Consider the following 19378-nt stretch of genomic DNA (forward strand, 5'->3'; position numbering starts at 1 on the left):
GCAGGGTCTTTTGACGGGAGGAACCAATGACAGATCTGAAAATTGCAGGCGATCTGATCGCCGCCGAGAACGACAAGCGCGCTTCCGCCCACCAGTCGGATTACGCAGCGCTGGGCGAAAAGCTCGCTCGCAGCAATGTCGACATCGAAGCCATCACCCAGAAGGTGGCCGAATTCTTCGTGGCCGTCCCCTCCTGGGGTGTCGGCACCGGCGGAACGCGCTTTGCCCGTTTTCCGGGGCTCGGCGAGCCGCGCAACATCTTCGACAAACTGGAAGATTGCAGCATCATCCATCAACTGACGCAGGCCACGCCAACCGTTTCGCTGCATATTCCGTGGGACAAGGCGGACCCGAAGGAGCTGAAGGCAAAGGGCGATGCGCTGGGCCTTGGCTTTGATGCCATGAACTCCAACACCTTTTCCGATACACCGGATCAGGCGCAGTCCTACAAATATGGCTCGCTGTCTCATGTGGATGCGGCAACGCGTGCGCAGGCCGTCGAGCATAATCTCGAATGCATCGATATCGGCAAGGCCATCGGCTCCAAGGCATTGACGGTCTGGATCGGCGATGGCTCCAACTTCCCCGGTCAGTCGAATTTTACTCGCCAGTTCGAGCGCTATCTCGACAGCATGTGCGCCATCTATAAGGCGCTGCCGGATGATTGGCGGCTGTTCTCCGAACACAAGATGTATGAGCCCGCCTTCTACTCGACTGTCGTGCAGGACTGGGGTACGAACTATTTGATCGCGCAGACGCTTGGCGAAAAAGCCTTCTGCCTCGTCGATCTCGGCCATCATGCGCCGAACACCAATATCGAGATGATCGTTGCGCGCCTCATTCAGTTCGGCAAGCTCGGCGGCTTCCACTTCAATGATTCCAAATATGGCGATGACGATCTGGATGCCGGTTCCGTCGAGCCTTACCGCCTGTTCCTCGTCTTCAACGAACTGGTGGATGCCGAACATCGCGGCGTGCAGGGCTTCCATCCTGCCCACATGATCGACCAGAGCCATAATGTGACGGACCCGATCGAAAGCCTGATTTCTTCCGCCAACGAAATTCGCCGTGCCTATGCGCAGGCGCTGCTAGTTGACCGCTCTAACCTGGAAGGCTTCCAGAACGACAATGATGCATTGATGGCAACTGAAACGCTGAAACGCGCCTATCGCACCGATGTGGAAGCCATTCTGGCGGAGGCCCGCCGCCGCGCTGGCGGCGCCATTGATCCGGTCGCGACCTATCGCGCCAGCGGCTACCGGGCCCGCGTTGCGGCAGAACGTCCTGCGGTCAAAGGTGGTTCCGGCGGTATTGTCTGATCCGCCGTTTCGGACCGAATTCAGAAACGCCCGGCAAAACGTCCGGGCGTTTTTTTTGTGACCTTGTTGCGCCTCCTCAAAGACGAAAATGCCGCATTGCGGTCAATGATGCTCTCGGATAGATCTTGCCCCAGAGGATTTCGGATGGCACGTTCAGGACACATTGGGGCGACATGGCTACGCATTCTGTGCGTGATGGCCCTCGTCATGCTGTCCTTTGCCCACAGCCCGCCGGACGCTCTTGCTGCACAACTGACGACCGCCGAGCTTTCGGCCATCGCATTGCCAGATGGCTCAATTCCAGTCATCTGCTCCTCCGATGAGGACGGCAAGACAAAGCCGCATGTGCACGCCTCGAACGAGTGCGAAGCCTGCCGCCTCAGCGCATCCGTCCTGCTGCCTGAACCTTCTGAGCAGACCGGACTGATCGTTTCATTCGCGGAAAGATTCGTTTTCGCGAAGCGGATCGAAGCTCATTATCGCAAGCAGATCCCTCCGAACGCCAATCCACGCGCACCGCCCGCTTCTGCCTGATGAATGGCCATGCACCGTTGTGACACGGTGTTCGTTCAATCGGCATGCGGCCTGTCAAGGCTGAATGCCTTCCGGGTTGCGCTTCATGCTAGAGCACATTGAACCAGCGGGCGGTTCCGTTCCGTTCCGTCTAACCGATACCCAGGCCCCGTTCCGTCAGGAACGGTGGGTCGCACCTCAAATGACCCTCGTCCCCCCAGTTCAATGGCGTGACGCTGCAGTCAGGATAGGTCGGGGCTGCCTGATCGTATCCCATGAATTGCCAGACGGTCGCCGACAGATCCTTGATGTGCTGGGTCAGGGGCGCATCCTGTTCTGCTCCATGCTGGCCCATGGAACGGCCAAGGCACGATCCCTGACATTCACCAATGTCGAAAGACTGGATGAGCATTCCGACCGCGATGCAATAGAAGAGGCGCGCCAACTGGCAATGAAGAGAGCCTATGAGCACGCTCTTTTGCTGGGCCGCAAGAAAAGCACGGAAAAGGTAGCGACCGCGCTGCTTGATCTGGCGGATCAGTTCGCCTGCGGCAATGGTGGGCAGATGCGCCCCTCATTCACCCTGTATCTGATGCGAAACGAACTTGCCGACTGGTTAGGCCTGACGCTCGAAACCGTCAGCCGGTGTCTGAGCGACTTCAAACGCAAGGGCGTGATCGCTTTTGAACGAACAGACCGCATTACCATCCGTGAAAAGACGGCGCTTCGCGCTATCGCGGACGGACTGGCGCCCTCCACCTGAATTCAACTGCGGTCCAGCCGCACACGTCCAACAATTCAACGTAAGAGAAAAACAATGAAACAGAAACTGATTTCCCTCGTCGCCGTGCTCCTGACACTCGTCGGCGTGACATCCGCATTTGCTCATGGTTTTCAGATCGGCGATCTGAAGATCGGCCATCCCTACAGCCGCGCCATGCTGCCCGGTGCAAAAGTTGGCGGCGGCTATCTGAAGATCACGAACGCCGGTGCCGATGATCGCCTCGTGAGCGCTTCATCCGACCGCGCAGCCTCGATCCAGATTCATGAAATGAAAATGGATGGCGGTATCATGGAGATGCGCGAGTTGAAGAACGGCCTGGCCGTTCCAGCAAACAGCACCGTTGAACTGAAGCCCGGCAGCTATCATCTGATGTTTATGAATGTCGCCCAGCCTTTCAAGGAAGGTGAAATGGTGAAAGCGAAGCTGGTGTTCGAAAAGGCCGGATCCGTTGACGTGGAATTTGCCGTTGGACCTGCGAGTGGTGAGGCCAAGAATGATCACTCCGGCCACGGCGCTGGAGAACATAAAAAATGACGAAACGCGTCAGTCCATTCATGCTGCTGGGCGGGGGTGTGGCTGCCGTTTTCGTTGCGGCGCTGGTTGGCGTCATGGCCTGGGTCGCACAAGACACGCCGAGAGCCAGCCCGTTCAACGCGCGCTTCTCACTGGTGGATGATCGCGGAAATCCCGTCGATCAAAGCCTGTTCAAAGGCGCACCCTCCATTGTCTACTTCGGCTACACCCATTGCCCGGAGGTTTGCCCGACAACGCTGTTCGAAGTTGCTGACTGGCTGAAGGAACTCGGACCCGATGGCAAATCACTGCGAGCCTATTTCTTCACGATCGATCCGGCGCGCGACACACCGGACGTGATGAGAAGCTATGTGACGGCATTCACGGATCGCATTACCGGCATTACAGGCACCGAAGCGGAGATGAAGAAAGTGATCGATGGCTGGATGATCCACGCCTCGAAACTTCCCAGTAGCGATGGCGACTATCACATGAGCCATACCACCTCGCTGCTTCTGATCGGAGCCGATGGGCGGCTGAAAGGCATGATGCCCTACGGTATCAACGAGGACGAGGCGCTCAAAAAGATACGCGGCTCACTCCTTCGGCAAAATTCATGACGAATAAGCGGCCCGCTGCGCATACCTCAGCGGGCCACACTTTCATGAGGAATATGCCGAAATGTCGCATTTGAAACAAGTAACGTCTCTTTTCGACATAATTCAGTTGAAGTGAAGAAATCCGCATCAAGTATGATTTTATAGATTGAAAATTGCTTGTTTTCTTGAGCATTATATGGCCGAGGCGCCGAACTGGCGCTTGAAAGCGATGACCCGATGGCTGGGGAGATGTCGGGTCGTATGGATGCGCTGACGGGAGGACGACAAATGCCAAGATCAAGACAACTGCACTGCTGATTTTTCGTCCGGCGCCGCTGGGTCCGCACATCGCAAGCCCGTTGGCTCTGATGTAAGGGTGTAGGGACGCCGCTGGATTAGCCGGTTCCAGCCAGAATGAAAGTAATCTGCACTCGCTCGCCACTGGGCGAGAACGAATTTCCTTGGCCAATTCTCAGGCCAGAATGGCAATCAGGATCATGGCATGCACAACACGTCAGACACGGTTCCGCTGATTTCGGTCGAGGCGATTCACAAATCCTTTCCTGGCGTCAAGGCGCTTGTGAATGCGCGGTTCGACCTACGTCCGGGCGAAGTTCATGCGTTGATGGGGGAGAACGGCGCGGGTAAATCCACCCTCATGAAGATCATGACCGGCATCTATCAGCCGGATGCGGGCGAGATCCATGTGGGTGGTCAGAAGGTAAGCCTGTCCGATCCGCGCACGGCCCAGGCGCTGGGCATCAGCATTATCCATCAGGAACTATTCCTGATGAACCACCTGACGGCGGCACAGAACATCTACATCGGTCGCGAGCCTCGCAAGGGCTTCGGAATGTTCGTCGATGAAGCGAGAATGCGGGCCGATACGGCAGCGCTATTTGCCCGCATGAAGGTGGATCTCGATCCGGATGTCGAAGTGGGCACGCTCACGGTGGCGCGCCAGCAGCTTGTGGAGATCGCCAAAGCACTCTCCTTCAATTCTCGCATCCTGATCATGGATGAGCCGACATCCGCCATTAATGACAAGGAGGTGGAGCACCTATTTGCCATCATCAATGATCTGAAGGCCCATGGCGTGGGCATCATATACATCACGCACAAGATGGATGAAGTGAAGCGTATCGCCGACCGGGTGACAGTCATGCGCGACGGCCAGTATATCGATACCCTGCCTGCCGTCACGACCGACATGTCCAAGATAATCTCCCTCATGGTCGGCCGGGAACTGGCGGACGCCACCCGCGCCACGGGTCAGGGCGGCGATGTGGTTCTGGATGTGAAGAACCTCAACAGCGGCCGCGCCATTCGCGATGTCAGCTTCTCGCTGCGCAAGGGCGAGATCCTGGGCTTTGCCGGGCTGATGGGGGCGGGTCGCACGGAGGTCGCGCGAGCCATTTTCGGCGCAGATCCCATCGACAGTGGCGAGATCAGCATTCATGGGGTGACGCAGGCCATCCGCAGTCCGCAGGATGCCGTACGCCTGGGATTGGCCTATCTCAGCGAAGACCGAAAGCACTACGGGCTCGTGACCTCGATGACCGTCGGAGACAACGTCACCATGGCGTCCTGGCCGCGTTTCACCCGAAGCCGCTTTTTCATGAACGATGCGCGCATGCGCGAAGCCGCCAATGACTATGTTCAAAAACTACGGATCAAGACGCCCTCGGTCGATCAGGAAACACGCCTTCTGTCCGGCGGCAACCAGCAGAAGATCGTCATTTCCAAATGGCTGCTGCGCGATTGCGATATCCTGATCTTCGACGAACCGACCCGCGGCATCGACATCGGCGCGAAAGCCGAAATCTACAAACTGCTGCAATCGCTGGCCGATCAGGGCAAGGCCATCATCGTCATCTCGTCCGAATTGCCGGAAGTGCTGCGGCTGTCACACCGCATTCTCGTGATGTGCGAGGGGCGGATCACCGGCGAACTTATGGGGCGTGACGCGACCCAGGAAAGCATCATGATACTTGCGACACAACGCTGACAGGGCTCGACAAGGAAAAACCGATCATGACCGATCTGACACTCGACCAAGCCGGCAAGACAAAATCGGCCCTCGTTTCGACCTCCACCCTGCAAAAGGGCGTTGCCTTTGTGGTGCTGATAGCGCTGCTTGTCTTCTTCAGCGTCTTCACCGAGAATTTTGCCGCCTGGAACAACGTCGTCAACATCATGCAGGCCACCGCCGTCAACGGCGTTCTGGGCGTGGCGGTCACCTTCGTCATCATTTCGGGCGGTATCGATCTGGCTGTCGGCACCATGATGACGCTGACTGCCGTGATGGCCGGCATCATTCTCACCAATCTCGGCATGCCCCTGCCGCTGGGTATTCTGGGGGCAATGGCTTCCGGCGCGGTCATGGGTGCGATCTCCGGAACGGCGGTCGCCAAGCTCAAGATCCCGCCGTTCATCGCCACGCTCGGCATGATGCAGATCGCGCGCGGCCTTGCACTCGTCTTCTCCGGCACACGTCCTATCTATTTCAACGACACGCCCAATTATGGCTTGATCTCACCGGAAAGTTCGCTTGCGCTTCTGATCCCGGGGCTCGAAATCCCCAATGGCGTGATGATCATGTTCATCGTCGCCATCATCGCCTCGATCATCCTCAACCGCACGCTGTTCGGGCGCTACATCTTTGCTCTCGGCAGCAATGAGGAGGCTGCGCGTCTCTCCGGCGTCAATGTCGACTTCTGGAAGATTCTGACCTATGCGCTCAGCGGCCTGATCTGCGGCATTGCCGGTCTCATCATATCGTCGCGCCTGAATTCGGCGCAGCCGGCGCTCGGGCTTGGCTATGAGCTGGATGCGATTGCCGCAGTCGTCATCGGCGGCACCTCGCTTTCCGGCGGGCGTGGCACCATTCTCGGCACCATTATCGGCGCCTTCATCATGAGCGTTCTCACCAACGGCCTTCGCATCATGGGAGTGCAGGAGGAATGGAAGATCGTCGTGACGGGCGTCATCATCATCGTCGCCGTCTTCGTCGACATCATGCTGAGAAGGAGGGCCTGATCGGCGAAAGAGAGGAGCTTTCGCAGGACTGGGAAATCGAACCGCAAGATGCGACGCCTCTTGCAACAAACAAACATATCAATGGGAGCGAGATATGAAGAAAACCAGCACCGCAGCCATTCTTGCCTTGAGCGCGGCATGCGTGTTCAGTACAGGTGCAAAAGCACAGGAAGCCTATTTTCCCATCGTCGCCAAGGGCTTCAGCCACCAGTTCTGGCAGGCGGTCAAGGCCGGTGCGGACAAGGCTGCCAAGGCCAATGGCGTGAAGATTACCTTCGAAGGCCCGGAAACCGAGGCGCAGATCGACAAGCAGACGGATATCCTGAACGCAGCCATTGCCAAGAAGCCACAAGGCCTTGGCTTTGCCGCGCTCGATTCCAAAGCTCAGGTCCCAGCTCTGAAAAAGGCTGCAACCGCGGGCATCCCGATCGTGGCGTTTGACTCCGGCGTCGACAGCGATCTGCCGCTCACCACCTGCTCGACGGACAATAAGACAGCCGCGGCTGCCGCCGCTGACAAGATGGCGGAAGCCATTGGCGGAAAGGGCGAAATTGCTGCCGAGATCCACGATCAGACTTCCGCAACCGGTATCGGACGCCGCGACGGCTTCCTGAACCGCATCAAGGAGAAGTATCCGGATATCAAGGTCGTCGAAGTTCAATACGCCAACGACGCCCTGAAAGCCGCTGACGATATCAAGGCCATGTTGCAGGCTCATCCCAACATCAAGGGTATCTTTGCCTCCAACGAAGGTGCGGCCATCGGTCTCGCCGTTGCGCTGAAGGAGTCGGGCAAAAAGATCGTCGGCATCGGCTTTGACTCAGGCAAAACCCAGAAGGATGCCATCAAGAGCGGCGCGCTTCTGGGCTCGATCACCCAGAACCCGGTCGGTATCGGCGAATGCGTCGTCAATTCGCTGGCAAAGGCCGTCAAGGGCGAGAAGCTGCCCAAGATTATCGATACCGGCTACTACTGGTACGACAAGAACAATATGAACGATCCAAAGATCGCAGCGGTTCTTTACGATTGATTAACAAGGGTGGGCGACTGATGTCGCCCACCTCGGCTCCGTGTCATTCCTCAACCTCGTGCACGTTCTTCGCGTGACGTCAGGCACCAGGTCAGCGGCCAGAGCGCCTCGTACCGCCTGTTGTGGCGCGCCTCGAGTTTAGTCTCGACGGGCAGATATTCATCTGCCACGCGCGAAAGCGCATCCATGGCATCCCGCACGTTAGAAAACGCGCCGCCCGCAACGCTGCCGAGGATCGCATAATCGAGCAGAACCGGCTCTTGCGCAGAAATGGCAGTGACGGGCTTCTGCTGGCATCTGCGAGGATTTGGCGAACGAGCGTATCGGAACCGGCACCGCCGCAGATGACTACCCGTTCCGCGACAGCGCCGGATGCTTTCTGGGTATAGATGATCTGGCGCAGTCCGTAGCCGATGCCGCATAAGCCAGCGACATAAAGTGCGACCAGGCTTTCAAGATCCATCCCCAGGCCGGCGATAACGGCGCGAGCATGGATAATCCGCCCCGTCTGATGCACCCCCCGATGGAAGGAACAATCGCTATCGACTTCGTCTTGGCGAACTACGCAGGACCCGTGTGGAAGCTGCTCAGAGACGATCCTCATTACAAGAAGCTTGTCGCGCCACACTTCGAGAAGATATGGCATCCGTTCTTCTCGGCTATTGCCGGCAGCTTTGGTCGAGAGCGGGTTGCCTATTCAAATTTCCTTTGCCCGTTCCTTTGGAATTGATCCAAGGGCTCCAAATCAGGAATCAACAGGGCTACGTCAATGGGGCAAGGGTCAACTCTCCCGAAGAATGGAGGGAAGTCGAGTCTCAGGTCACCTGGAACTTCAGGTCAGACGGGGTCGCCTTACCGCTTACCGACAAACGCAAAACCGCCCCTGATGTTCAGAGGCGGTGTGGGAGATTTGGCGGTTAATCACCTGTTATATCGGTGTGATCAGCGATTCATGCTGGAACTGGTTGCGGGGGCCTGAATGCGCAGAGACTTGCAAAATGTGGTGCATCATTCACCAGATCAAATTGCTCGTACAGAACAGCGAGCGATCGTTCTGATTGGCCGGAGCCATCCTAAGACCGCCAGTTCTGGTTCCGAAACGAACCTTCAGGGGACATCCTTCTCTATTTCATTCTTTTAAGGGGCGGGCGGAGCCTCTCTCGTCATCATTACTGCCTTCCGTTCTGTTGGAGTAGCCCGACCACCATCCCGCAGGAGCTGTCATCCTGGAAGGGAGGCAACCAAGCCATCTATTCAATGTAGCGATCGGGTTGCCATTGCCTATCGCTGATCTTCGCGGCTGCCCAGACAATTGCCAAGATAACGGCGCTTGCTACTAAATATATGCCAAGCACGGGCCATACCACGCCATCGACAGACCGCAGTTCTTCATTGGCAATTAAAAGCCCCCCAAGAAGATTTCCGCATATAGAAAGGGGAAAGCCGACAACCGCGATCGCATTCAATGTGGCCGCGGCTCTCACATCGCTGGAAGACACGACCATTGATTCAAGTTCAGCGACCTCGTCGAGCGCTGCAGTCAGACGGCCAAATCCATTCCAGCGACGTTCACACAGCTCCCGGAACTGGCGAACGAGAACATCCTCCTCGAATCTTGCGCTTTGCGCCCATGCTTGTCGAGCTTTCAGTTTCGCGCCATAAATTGCTTTGAGTGCCTTGCGCTTATACGTGGAGGAACCGGTGTCAATGGCCTTGATGACCAGCGGGCGGATAGTGTCATCTATGTGGTCAGCGATTGCCCTTGCACAGTCCAAAGTCGCGGCCACATCTCGCGCAGCTCGATCTAGTTCTCGTAAGGGGAAGTCAGCCCCGCTCGCGACTTCCAGCAATAGCATACCACGCGACGTAACGATGATAATTCCGCCACGGGCTTCTATGACGTCGAACTCGTTTGCCGTGGGAAGCCTAGCCATATCAACGCGCCCCACATCGACGAACGCTGCGAGACTGGCGGCAACGACCGGCGACCAGGCAATGGGTGCACCGTCCGTAGTAGGTGAGAGGCACAATCTTACCCCGTAAAGCTCTGTCCGCGCGTTAACCAGAACACGACGGGCGGCAGCCGGCGGACTGTTGAGTAGGTGCCAGGCTGACTCGTCTGGTTTCTCGTAGCGTCGAAGCGGGAGGTTCTGGACAGGCGCATAGAGCTGCCAAATCAACTCCAATATCTGTGACCACTCTAGACGCGTTCCCGGAAGCCTTTCTTCACCAATCACGACTGACTTTGGCGCTGCGATCAATGAATACAGCGGACGCCCCTCCCACCATGGCTCTCGGGAGGGCACACAGATTGGTGGCTCCTCCTTAAAACTGTACATGCTTGAGCGCACCGGTTCCCGAGGTCGACCGTAAGCGGGTCCACGCATTTCCTCGTACTCAAACCACGCCTTCTCCTCAGCGAGTTCAATTTCGATCCAAAGGCGCTTGAGATCAATGCCAACCGCAGGATCGGTGGAAATGGTCATGTCAAAGCCAGTGCCGCTCAATGTCGGTCTGTACAATCCCCAGATCGGATAGCCGCGGCCAAGCGGGGCGGTTGTATCACGCCGAAGTAGGACTTTCAGCATACCAGTAAACTCGACTTCCGTCATGAAAACGGCATCGAGATCCATGCGCCTTTTGGTACCAGCAATCGGGACCGATAGTTGGACCTTGAGGGCGCTGGCAAGCGCACGCGCGTAATGTGACCGTTCACGGGCCAGACTTGCGTGGGCAACTTCGTGCAAATTGCTCGCACGGGTGCCTGCACTAGATGGAAGCCGTCGTGGGATACTCCAAGGGTCAGCATCCGCGGCAATAAGCCCTGCAAGGTAATCGATCGCACTTGTCAAGACAGGCCGGAATGTATCGGAAACAGCGGGATCACTCCCGATTTTGCTATCATACATTGCATGGGTCAGAGCGTTGAGGAGCGCACCTGCCATACCGTCTACGTCTACTCCGCGTGATGTATAACCCTGCTCCCAGTCAGAGGCGAATTCGATCCAATCTTCGGGAAGATTACGTCCGGCCAATCGTTCCTTTAAGCAGTAAAGGGCAAGACATGTGTCTGGAGATGCATCCTCAACAGCTATGGTCAATCCAGAAAACGGTTTCTCGGCACCAAACAATGGAATTGCGGCCCGCCACGAATTGAGATCGTCCTCGCTTGCTCGTGCGACGAACTCCGTTGCCGATCGCAATGGTGCATCAGGGACCTTGTGATTCAGCGATAAGCAGTCACCGACGAGTCCCGGTCGATCTCCTATCCCAACCTCCACTTGGCGCGGTATAAACTCACCGGGTTTCTGCCTGCCAAACACGATCTTGGTACTAAAAAACAGCGCTTCTCCGGCTTGCCCATCCATGAAGAAATCTCGCGAGAACAGAGGGTAGAAAACTTTGCTCCATCGTTACGGTCAATCGGACATCGCCAGGTATGTTTGTCAAGTTGCCTCAAATTTAATTCTGAACACGAACATTGTGATTTACTACCCGTCTGCCTCGAAGAAGCTTGATGAGGCGAATTGCAATGCAGTCGGCCGTCAAAATGGCCGTCGTTCCGAACACCCATACGAGACACCGCCGAGAACCTACAGGGTGCAGTCGGCCGTCAAAATGGCCGTCGTTCCGAACATCCGCAACGCGAACCCTCCGAAGAAAGGAGCGGTGCAGTCGGCCGTCAAAATGGCCGTCGTTCCGAACAAGCGGCCTTGCCGTAACCCCCCGCCCGCTTGGGGTGCAGTCGGCCGTCAAAATGGCCGTCGTTCCGAACGTTGCAGGCGCTTAACTAAGGAGGTTCGCCGCATGACACATGGTGCAGTCGGCCGTCAAAATGGCCGTCGTTCCGAACGTATGATAGGGGGTTTAACCCCACAAGGAGCATCGGTGCAGTCGGCCGTCAAAATGGCCGTCGTTCCGAACAGTTGCCAACAAGAGGAGAACCCTATGGCACGGTGCAGTCGGCCGTCAAAATGGCCGTCGTTCCGAACACCATATGCGATAACGCATTGATGATACTGCCGCAAGTGCATACAAACCTGAGACTGAAAGCAAACAGGCAAGTTATCGACCAATTCCACTCACTAAGCGTGAGAATTTGCGCAAAAATCTCTTGTATTCCAAGTTGTTATTTAATTCTGAGGCAAATTTCATCCTCTAGGCTCAACAGAAGTCGTGGTTCTGGTTCACATCATCCAAAAGCCGGTACTCGTTTCAATGGGTACCCCGGCGCCTCTTACGTCGCATTTCGTCTCACCGGATCGACCGATCGTGTAGACTCGCAAGCTATCACTCTCCGCAAGCACGGCTTCTATGGATGCTGCGAGGCGGGCAGAGGCGCGGTCACTCATTCGCGCTTCAAACACAGAATACTGAACCCGGACCGCTTCCTCCTCCAACAGTTTCGCAACCCTTCGGCGCCGCCTGTCGTCGGACACATCGTAGCAGAACACTCGTAGCTGCTGATAACGGCTCATAGGAACTACGCCTCCATCAGGTAGGGTATGAACAGATCGGCATTAGCCTGCAGCACAGCACTTGCGAGACTTGCCGCCTGCAGGCGCATCATCGGCCGCCAGGCCAATTTGCCTTTTCCGTCCGTGCGATTGATCCGCTTTTCGACCGCCGCTTCGTATCCGACGATCAAGGCCTTGCGGGCGTCAGCATTCATCAGAAGACCTTCGTCGTTCCGATCGGAAAACATCTCTGGCCGCAGCCTGCGCGCGTTGAAGAGATAAACTGCGAGACCTTCCGTCAGTGGTGCGCGAAACGGCTCCATCAGGTCGAAGACGAGGCCATCGTGTCTGTCGCGCGTACCGTGAAGACAGGCGAAGCCTGGATGAAGAGATGCGGCTTGAATTGCGGCTCGGATGTCACGTTCCAGGATGCCCGTCAGATAGTTAATCGCAGCGTTTACGGGATCACTGGCCGGACGCTGTCGCTGGAAGCCACCTTCCAACCGGTTTTCCAGCGTTGCACCAAGCGCCGGCCAGTAGGCAGCCGTTGCTGCGCCCTCATGCCCACGCAGGGCAGAAACGGTTGATTCGTGGGGCACGCGCCGCAATTGTCGCAGCATGGCGCTGAGCGCATCATCAACGGCTGTCGATGGCCTGGAGCGGGAAAGACGCATCAATTGCGTACGCTGGTTGCGAATACGCGCGTCCACCAGTTTTGCAGCGAGCGCTGCGGCAAAGGTGGGATCGAGAATCGCCCTTGCCTGTGCCAGATGCAGACCCGCCCGACGAGGCGAAGGTCCCGCCACCAAGCCACGCGTTTGGCCGAAACCATCAAAGAAAGCGAGTTCGATGCCGGCATCAAGCGCAAGATCGATTGCGGCGTGATCAAATGCGACATTCTTCGATATCTCTATACGCCCGACCTTGCCGTGCGGAATGGCGATCAGTTCAGCGCCGTCGTTTCGCTTCACACTGAAAGCACGATTGCGCACAGACAATTGGTGATCCGCATCGACAAGGTAGAGAACACGCCCGATTGTATCGAACCGGGCGTCCCGTTCCTCCAGCTTGATAATACCATCATCTGTAACCTCAGACTTCAAAGGCTTTGCAGGCTTATCCGGCACGACTGGATTTTTATCCTGCAGCGCAAGCGTTCGAAGAAAGAGGTAGCCAATGAAATCAAATCCGCGATCGAAATTAACGATACGCGTGCCATCCTCATGAAGGCGAAGATTATGTTCGGCCAGGACGGCGATGCAACGTTGCAGCACTTTCTCCGCGCGCTTTTCCGACTTGCAGAGGATGACGAAATCATCTGCGAAGCGGACGATTTTCACGCCCTCACCTTCGATCTCTTCGTCCAGCGCATCAAGGTGCAGGTTGGCAAGCAGTGGCGACAAGGGCGATCCCTGCACGATGCCCCTGCCCGGTGTTGCAAGTGCAGCGGCACCAGCAGCGAGTATCGCGCTGATCAATGCATGCACCGGAGCACCGCCCGGCAGCGGATCGAGCACCGTCTTCAGCTTGCTTTCCAGGAGTTCGACATCGACATTGTCGAAATAGGACACGATGTCGGCCTCGATGACGATTGAATAGCCGCGGTTGCGCCAATGTTCGATGCGGCGCACCGCATCCTGCACGCCTCGGCCCGGACGGTAAGCAAACGAGCCATCTTCAAACATCGGCTCAAGCACGGGCGTGAGCGCCTGAGCGATGGCTGTATGCAACACTCGGTCGCGGATGGAGGGGATGGTCAGAACACGATATCCCGGCTTCTTTTTTGGTATTGCTACCTTTCTGTGCGGCAGCGGCCGCCAGGAACCCGCCAGAAGATCGGCCCGCAATTGCGTCAGATTGCCGAAAAGATCACGCCGGAATTCCTCCAGACTGATGCCATCACCGCCCGGACCGCCCTCGTTCATGGCCACGCGCGCCCAGGCCTCTTGCAGAGCTTCCATCGAAGTGATGTGCGACCAGAGGTCCGGTCCGGAAGTGTCCATCAATGCCCTTCAGGAATATCAAATTTGCCAATTGGACCAGAATGCCAAGGCCAACATCAAGGCGCAAGACCACGTTGGGCCTTCAAAATGGCCCTCGTGCCGAACACTGATTTATCTTCACACGTACCGCAGGAGAGGGGTGCAGTGGGCCTTCAAAATGGCCCTCGTGCCGAACAATTCAACCGCCCACAGGGCACTTTCCACAGGGGGTGCAGTGGGCCTTCAAAATGGCCCTCGTGCCGAACAGCAAAGGGCGTTGGGCCTCTTGCGTTTCTGGTGCAGTGGGCCTTCAAAATGGCCCTCGTGCCGAACGAAATACACTGACACGTTTTTAAAGGAGACACGGTGCAGTGGGCCTTCAAAATGGCCCTCGTGCCGAACTGCCTATCGGTAAAGCAATGGAAAGCTTTGTCAATCAGACGATATTTCGAAGGCTGATGCCACAAGCTAAATTTCAGCTCCATATCCTCGAACTTCAGCTCCACACTCGGTCAAAAAACGACAACAAAATCTGCGTCTTGCATGATTTCTGAGGCTAATCAGGCCTTATCCCTACCGTGATAGGCACTCCAACTGCCGATTTCAGGCGGTACGCGGCTTTCCTTTGGGAACGCCGGATATTTCAAGGGGCCGCGCGCGGCGTAGATGTCCTTGTCATCCTTATCTTTCTTTCCAGTCTTCTCTCTTGTCCGGTTCCCACCATGGTCATGGTCGAACAAGGCTTTGACCATTGATGCATATCGCGCCGAGACACGTGGCAGTGCGAAGCGGCAGTCATCAAGGTCACGCGGCAGAAATTCAAGATGCGGCATGAGGCGCGGTGCCACACGGGCCTTTCGCAACCGTTCATGGCCCAGCGTCCAGGTGATCTCCAAACCTTCGTCCTCAATGATCTCTGCGATGGATTTGGCGACCGCGTTCTTCAGCTTTCGGTCATGGCTGACGAGCGAGCGGGCTGCATTGACGAGATACGTGAAGTTGGGTGTACGATTGATCGTGTCGTCATTGTTGTCCTGCTTGGTATCTTTCGGATTGGCAAAGGACAGAAAGTTGAAATGGGCAAAATCGTTGCGAATGCGGACCGGACCAAGAGAGACCCGCGGCACATGGAAAGTCGTACCAGCTTTCATCAACTCCTTGATCCGCGCTCGGTCCTTCGGATGCTCCTCCCTGCCGATAAAATGATCCCTAAAGATGTCCTCATGTTCCGGAGACAGGTTTTTGAGATCGAACGCCCGAGACTTATCGGTGGCGAACGCCCCATTTTCGTTCCAAAGCGCGAAGGACTTGTTCTGTGGGGCCGTAACTGAGACGGTCATCGCTTTTGACTTTGTGCCTGGCTGAACACTAATCTCCAGCCGGCCGCCCATATTGTCCCACAGCATGCCCAGATAAACATAAGCGCGATCACGCTCCCAAAGCCACGCGTAGTCGGCGAGACGCGCCGAGATGCGCATTATCAGATCATGCAAGGCAAGGTGATCCCCCAGTCGCGCCGCGTGAGAGCAGAAGCCTTTCATCGCCGCATCTGTTGCCGCAGCCTGGTAGTGTTTTGCCAGCGTCTTCAGTGCATCGTTGCGTTGCGTTTCGGCCTCTGTCCCTTTGGGCGTCCACTGGTGATACACATCCAAAAGCTGCTTCTTTAAGTCATCGCGCAGAGAAGCAGCCCTTCCGCTCGCATCACGCTGCGCCTTATCGGCAAAGAGGCCGATTTCTTCGGGACCTAAGGGATGGTACTTAAAGATACTGCTGAGAATAGCGGCGTTGCCAACGCGCAACATGTCGCGCAGCCCACGCCTTGTACCTGCCAGACTGAAGTTCTGATCGTCTTTCTCGGTCGACATCAGTTTTTCAAAATTTGCGACATCTCCATAGACCAACGTGCGAAAGTCAGTTTTGGGATTAGCCTTTGCCAGTAGATCGAGGAGAGGCTTATGTTCTTCTCCAGCATAACCCGCATCCCGAACTGAAAGATGGAGCGCCATCAGCATGTCGGCCTCTGCGAGGACCTTTTGTTCGCCTTCATTCGGCTGGTCGCTACCCTTTATCTCAAGCACCCGGCTCTTGATCATCTGATGCCGCAGCTTCGATACTTCCGCCAGCGGCAACAGGTATAACCAGGCATGGAACCGCTCATGCCACTCTTGATTGGGAAGTTCGGGCAAACTGATCGTCGCAGGATCGATCGGTTTCACGCTAGAGATAGAATCCCTCGCCGTGAGGCTGTAGAGCCAGTCAAAGCCTGCTTTCTGGATATAAAGAGCAAAGAGATGAGCGAATAGCTCCTGCTTGAATTCGTCGACCCATCCCGACTTTTGCCTCTGCGCTTTGGTGTCGGATTTGAAGCGGTTGAAGCTGCGCTGCAATTGCGCCGAGCGTGCATCAAGTTCCGCGAACAATTCAGGCAATGAGTCATAGCCCTCATCGAGCAGGGTTTGGACCAAGCTGTCATCCGGCGTGAAATGCAGCCTTTTTTCCGTCTTGTGAGCATTCACTCTTTGCGCTTTGCTTTTCGCAAGCGTTGCCAGCACGGCCTTGACTTCTGTTCGCCCGCTGCCGTCGCGCGCGAGCCAATTCCGGAAGCCGGTATCGTAAAGGTGACGAAGGAGGCCGAGCTTACAACTTTCCGGCCCCTGCCCCGCCTGTGTCTCCGGGTCTACCTGAACCTTAGCCAGTCCCCTTAAAGCATCATCTATTGTCTCATTGAGACGAACTTGCGTTCCTTTCCGGTCCTTACTCACTTCTTTCTGGACATGGTCGCCAAGCGCCCTGGCCCTCGCAAGGACCGACATAAAGCGAGGAACTGGAACTGGTTCGGCCAACGGAAGCATGGAGAATTGTTGGATGAAATTCCCGACCTGCGTTTCATTTGCAAAACGCGCAATCTGCAGGCGATCAAGCTCCTGGGCGATCATGTAACGCCGCAAGTTTTTGTCGAATGTAAACAGCTTCTTGAGCTTCTCAGCAGTGTGTTTGGGTACATGCCCAGCATCCGAAACGATGCCCACCTTGAGTAACCGTGCAAGCCTTGGTTTTGTGATCAGATGACTAATCGCATTGCGCATACCCGAGCCGAGTCGCAGAAACGCTCTCATGTCGCGTTGGGCCTGATCTTTGGAGTCTTCTGTCGCGGTAAACAAACTGGCGCGAGATTGCCCTTTTATGAGCCGATCCCCGAATAGGACTGCATTGAATGCGTTGAAGTGGTGAGTGTTCAGGTTCTTGATAGCAATCTCACTCACCTCCTCCGCCGCAATGTCTCGATTATCAGTTTGCGCCTCACTCGCTGCAAGCTTAACCGCCTTGTTGTCCGGGTCAGCCCAAGCTTTGAGCGTGCGCAGAGACATGGTTGCCGCGCTCCGCCAGACTCGCGCAAAGGTCTCGTTGCGCTTGATTTGGGATTGACCAGCGCTTGTGGCGAAATAGTCCAGTCGCCGTTCGAACTCCGCTTGGTTGAATTTGGAATTGTCGTCGGCATCGGCCGCGTGGACCACAAGACGCCCGAGCCGAATCCAGCGACTGATGTCGCGGTTGCCATCCACCGCAGCCATCTTTTCCCGAAGCGCTCCCGCATCTGCCGGCAGCAGGCGCGTGAACCCATCGCCGGCATCCCCCGGATCACCCTTGGCAGTCAACTTGCGCTGATTGTGGCGCTCACGCAGCTTGGGATCAAATGCAATCCGAAGCCGCTGCGTGTCGGCAAGATCGGCATAAAAGGTTCGCACCGCGTTGTTCAGGTTCACCAAATGACGAACGTTTTCGTCGTCCCTTTCATAGGTTCCCTTCAACGCGCCGAAATGTTCGAAGATCGCTCGACCTATGATCGAACCGAGATTTGCGGCGTTTCGCTCCACATGATCCTGCAACGCGAGAATGATACGTTCCGCAACATCCACCTTCCGACTTGATTCTGGCGTCAGCGGCAGCTTCTTGAAGTAGATTTCGGCGTGCTCATCGCGCCAGTCTCGCTTCTTCTTCGGTTCCTCACCCTTTTTCACTCTCGGGTCATGAACACTTTTCGCCATGCTCTCGGCCCGCGCGGCAGCAAGCCCCCGGCCACTTGCATTACTTTTCCCCTTTGATGAGCGAAAGTTATCCGGCGGGTCCTTCTCAGCTCGACGGATCAGCATTTCCTGCGTGAAGACATGATCGAAGATAGCCTGGGCCGTGTCCTCGTGCGAGGGGCGCCACAATGAATCGTGCCACATCCCGCGAAGGCTCTCGCGAGTCGCGGCTGGCCGCGCGCCGGCCGTGCCAAGTTTGAAATCGTTGTTTGCCTTCTCAGCGTATTTCTCGATGATCGCGGCATTTTTGTCGGTCTTGGGTGACGCCTCATCGATTTCGTCTGTGGCGTAGCTGGAATGCACCCGGGACATCCAAGTTTTGTTGGTCTGACCGAGTTCGCGGATTTCTTCGGGCAAATGCGGCTTCAACAGCCGCCAGAGATAGGCAGCGATTTTGACGCGATCGACATAGGCATTGACGTTGAAAGCCCTCAGTGGCCGCTTCCTGACGACCTTGTCGAGCGCCGAAACGAGCTGGCGCATTGCCAAATCGGGATCGGAGACAATGAAATTTACGAGCGAACTGGGATCAATTTCGCCGGAGGACCCAGTGGAGTTGAAGGGTTTCAACCCACGCCCAAGCTCTCCACCTTCATGTCCAACAGCAGCGCTCTTCTGAGTGTAACTCTGGCCTTTTGAACGCAAGATTTTCATGAAATGCCTCCTGTTTACAGGCGACAGATTGGTAATTTTTGGTGAAGGGAGCAAGAACCATTCTCGCCCCAAATATGCAGAGACCGAGAGAATTCATCGGCATGATCATTTCGAATCAATGCATTGAAGTTCCTGGAGCCATACAGAAGTTTTGCCCCCAACCCACTCGACTACACGCAGATCAATGAAGCAGCCGTAGTACAACAACCGAACAACACTTCCGATGACGTGCCTATGATCAATCTGTAGGCCGGTGATCCAGTTTCGCGAGCTTTGCCCGTCCTGTTGGAAAGAGGCTCTCCTATTTGCGCCGAAAACGCAGTGGCTTCTTTGAGACATAGCAGTATGCAGACACGCTGAAGCCCACAGATGCGGAAATAATTTCCGCATTCACGCGACGTAC

At 56.2% G+C, this 19378-nt stretch carries 12 protein-coding genes, 1 pseudogene and 2 CRISPR repeat arrays; of the genes and pseudogenes, 8 read left to right on the plus strand and 5 right to left on the minus strand.

Translation table 11 applies throughout. From position 1 onward, the window contains the following. The first annotated feature begins 26 nt into the window (after positions 1–26). The 8 genes from rhaI to E8M78_RS07375 all read left to right on the plus strand — a co-directional run bounded on the left by rhaI (position 27) and on the right by E8M78_RS07375 (position 7797). The gene (gene rhaI / locus E8M78_RS07340) at positions 27–1319 is read left to right on the plus strand and encodes an L-rhamnose catabolism isomerase (protein WP_137134447.1); all 1293 of its coding nucleotides are present in this window, start codon (positions 27–29) and stop codon (positions 1317–1319) included. A 144-nt stretch (positions 1320–1463) separates the two neighbouring features. Further along, positions 1464–1853, plus strand: a complete 390-nt coding sequence (locus tag E8M78_RS07345; protein ID WP_137134448.1) for a DUF2946 family protein — start codon at positions 1464–1466, stop codon at positions 1851–1853. Between the two features lie 85 nt (positions 1854–1938). Further along, positions 1939–2595, plus strand: a complete 657-nt coding sequence (locus tag E8M78_RS07350; RefSeq protein ID WP_170973352.1) for a helix-turn-helix domain-containing protein — start codon at positions 1939–1941, stop codon at positions 2593–2595. A gap of 54 nt (positions 2596–2649) precedes the next feature. Continuing rightward, positions 2650–3150, plus strand: coding sequence for a copper chaperone PCu(A)C (locus E8M78_RS07355; RefSeq protein WP_137134450.1), 501 nt, complete (start codon positions 2650–2652; stop codon positions 3148–3150). Continuing rightward, positions 3147–3749, plus strand: coding sequence for an SCO family protein (locus tag E8M78_RS07360; protein WP_137134451.1), 603 nt, complete (start codon positions 3147–3149; stop codon positions 3747–3749). The genes E8M78_RS07355 and E8M78_RS07360 overlap by 4 nt, the downstream gene beginning before the upstream one ends. Positions 3750–4230: 481 nt before the next feature. Then, positions 4231–5736 (plus strand): sugar ABC transporter ATP-binding protein, encoded by a 1506-nt coding sequence (locus E8M78_RS07365; RefSeq protein WP_137134452.1) that lies wholly within the window; start codon positions 4231–4233, stop codon positions 5734–5736. A gap of 26 nt (positions 5737–5762) precedes the next feature. Next, entirely contained in the window at positions 5763–6767 is a 1005-nt protein-coding gene (locus tag E8M78_RS07370; protein WP_062555931.1) for an ABC transporter permease, read from the plus strand. 94 nt (positions 6768–6861) lie between these two features. Continuing rightward, a complete protein-coding gene (locus E8M78_RS07375; protein WP_137134453.1) occupies positions 6862–7797 on the plus strand; it encodes an ABC transporter substrate-binding protein in 936 nt (311 codons plus the stop codon). 50 nt (positions 7798–7847) lie between these two features. On the opposite strand, the pseudogene E8M78_RS07380 reads toward E8M78_RS07375, so the two are convergent. The 5 genes and pseudogenes from E8M78_RS07380 to cas13a form a co-directional block, all read right to left on the minus strand. Further along, a pseudogene (locus E8M78_RS07380) lies at positions 7848–8290 on the minus strand (FGGY-family carbohydrate kinase); the annotation flags it as partial. Between the two features lie 757 nt (positions 8291–9047). Next, positions 9048–10832 carry a hypothetical protein gene (locus tag E8M78_RS07385; RefSeq protein WP_137134454.1) on the minus strand — a complete coding sequence of 595 codons (1785 nt, stop codon included), beginning with the start codon at positions 10830–10832 and terminating at the stop codon, positions 9048–9050. Between the two features lie 496 nt (positions 10833–11328). Continuing rightward, a CRISPR array of direct repeats spans positions 11329–11789; the repeat unit is 37 nt; unit sequence GGTGCAGTCGGCCGTCAAAATGGCCGTCGTTCCGAAC. A 195-nt stretch (positions 11790–11984) separates the two neighbouring features. Then, positions 11985–12275, minus strand: coding sequence for a CRISPR-associated endonuclease Cas2 (cas2, locus tag E8M78_RS07390; protein WP_137134455.1), 291 nt, complete (start codon positions 12273–12275; stop codon positions 11985–11987). A gap of 5 nt (positions 12276–12280) precedes the next feature. Further along, positions 12281–14257 (minus strand): CRISPR-associated endonuclease Cas1, encoded by a 1977-nt coding sequence (cas1, locus tag E8M78_RS07395; RefSeq protein ID WP_137134456.1) that lies wholly within the window; start codon positions 14255–14257, stop codon positions 12281–12283. Positions 14258–14325: 68 nt separating this feature from the next. After that, positions 14326–14638: direct repeats of the CRISPR family, unit length 37 nt; unit sequence GGTGCAGTGGGCCTTCAAAATGGCCCTCGTGCCGAAC. Positions 14639–14796: 158 nt separating this feature from the next. Then, the gene (cas13a, locus tag E8M78_RS07400; protein ID WP_137134457.1) at positions 14797–19047 is read right to left on the minus strand and encodes a type VI-A CRISPR-associated RNA-guided ribonuclease Cas13a; all 4251 of its coding nucleotides are present in this window, start codon (positions 19045–19047) and stop codon (positions 14797–14799) included. Positions 19048–19378 lie beyond the last annotated feature (331 nt).

Source organism: Rhizobium sp. FKY42, from assembly GCF_005222835.1.
Taxonomy (GTDB): domain Bacteria; phylum Pseudomonadota; class Alphaproteobacteria; order Rhizobiales; family Rhizobiaceae; genus Neorhizobium.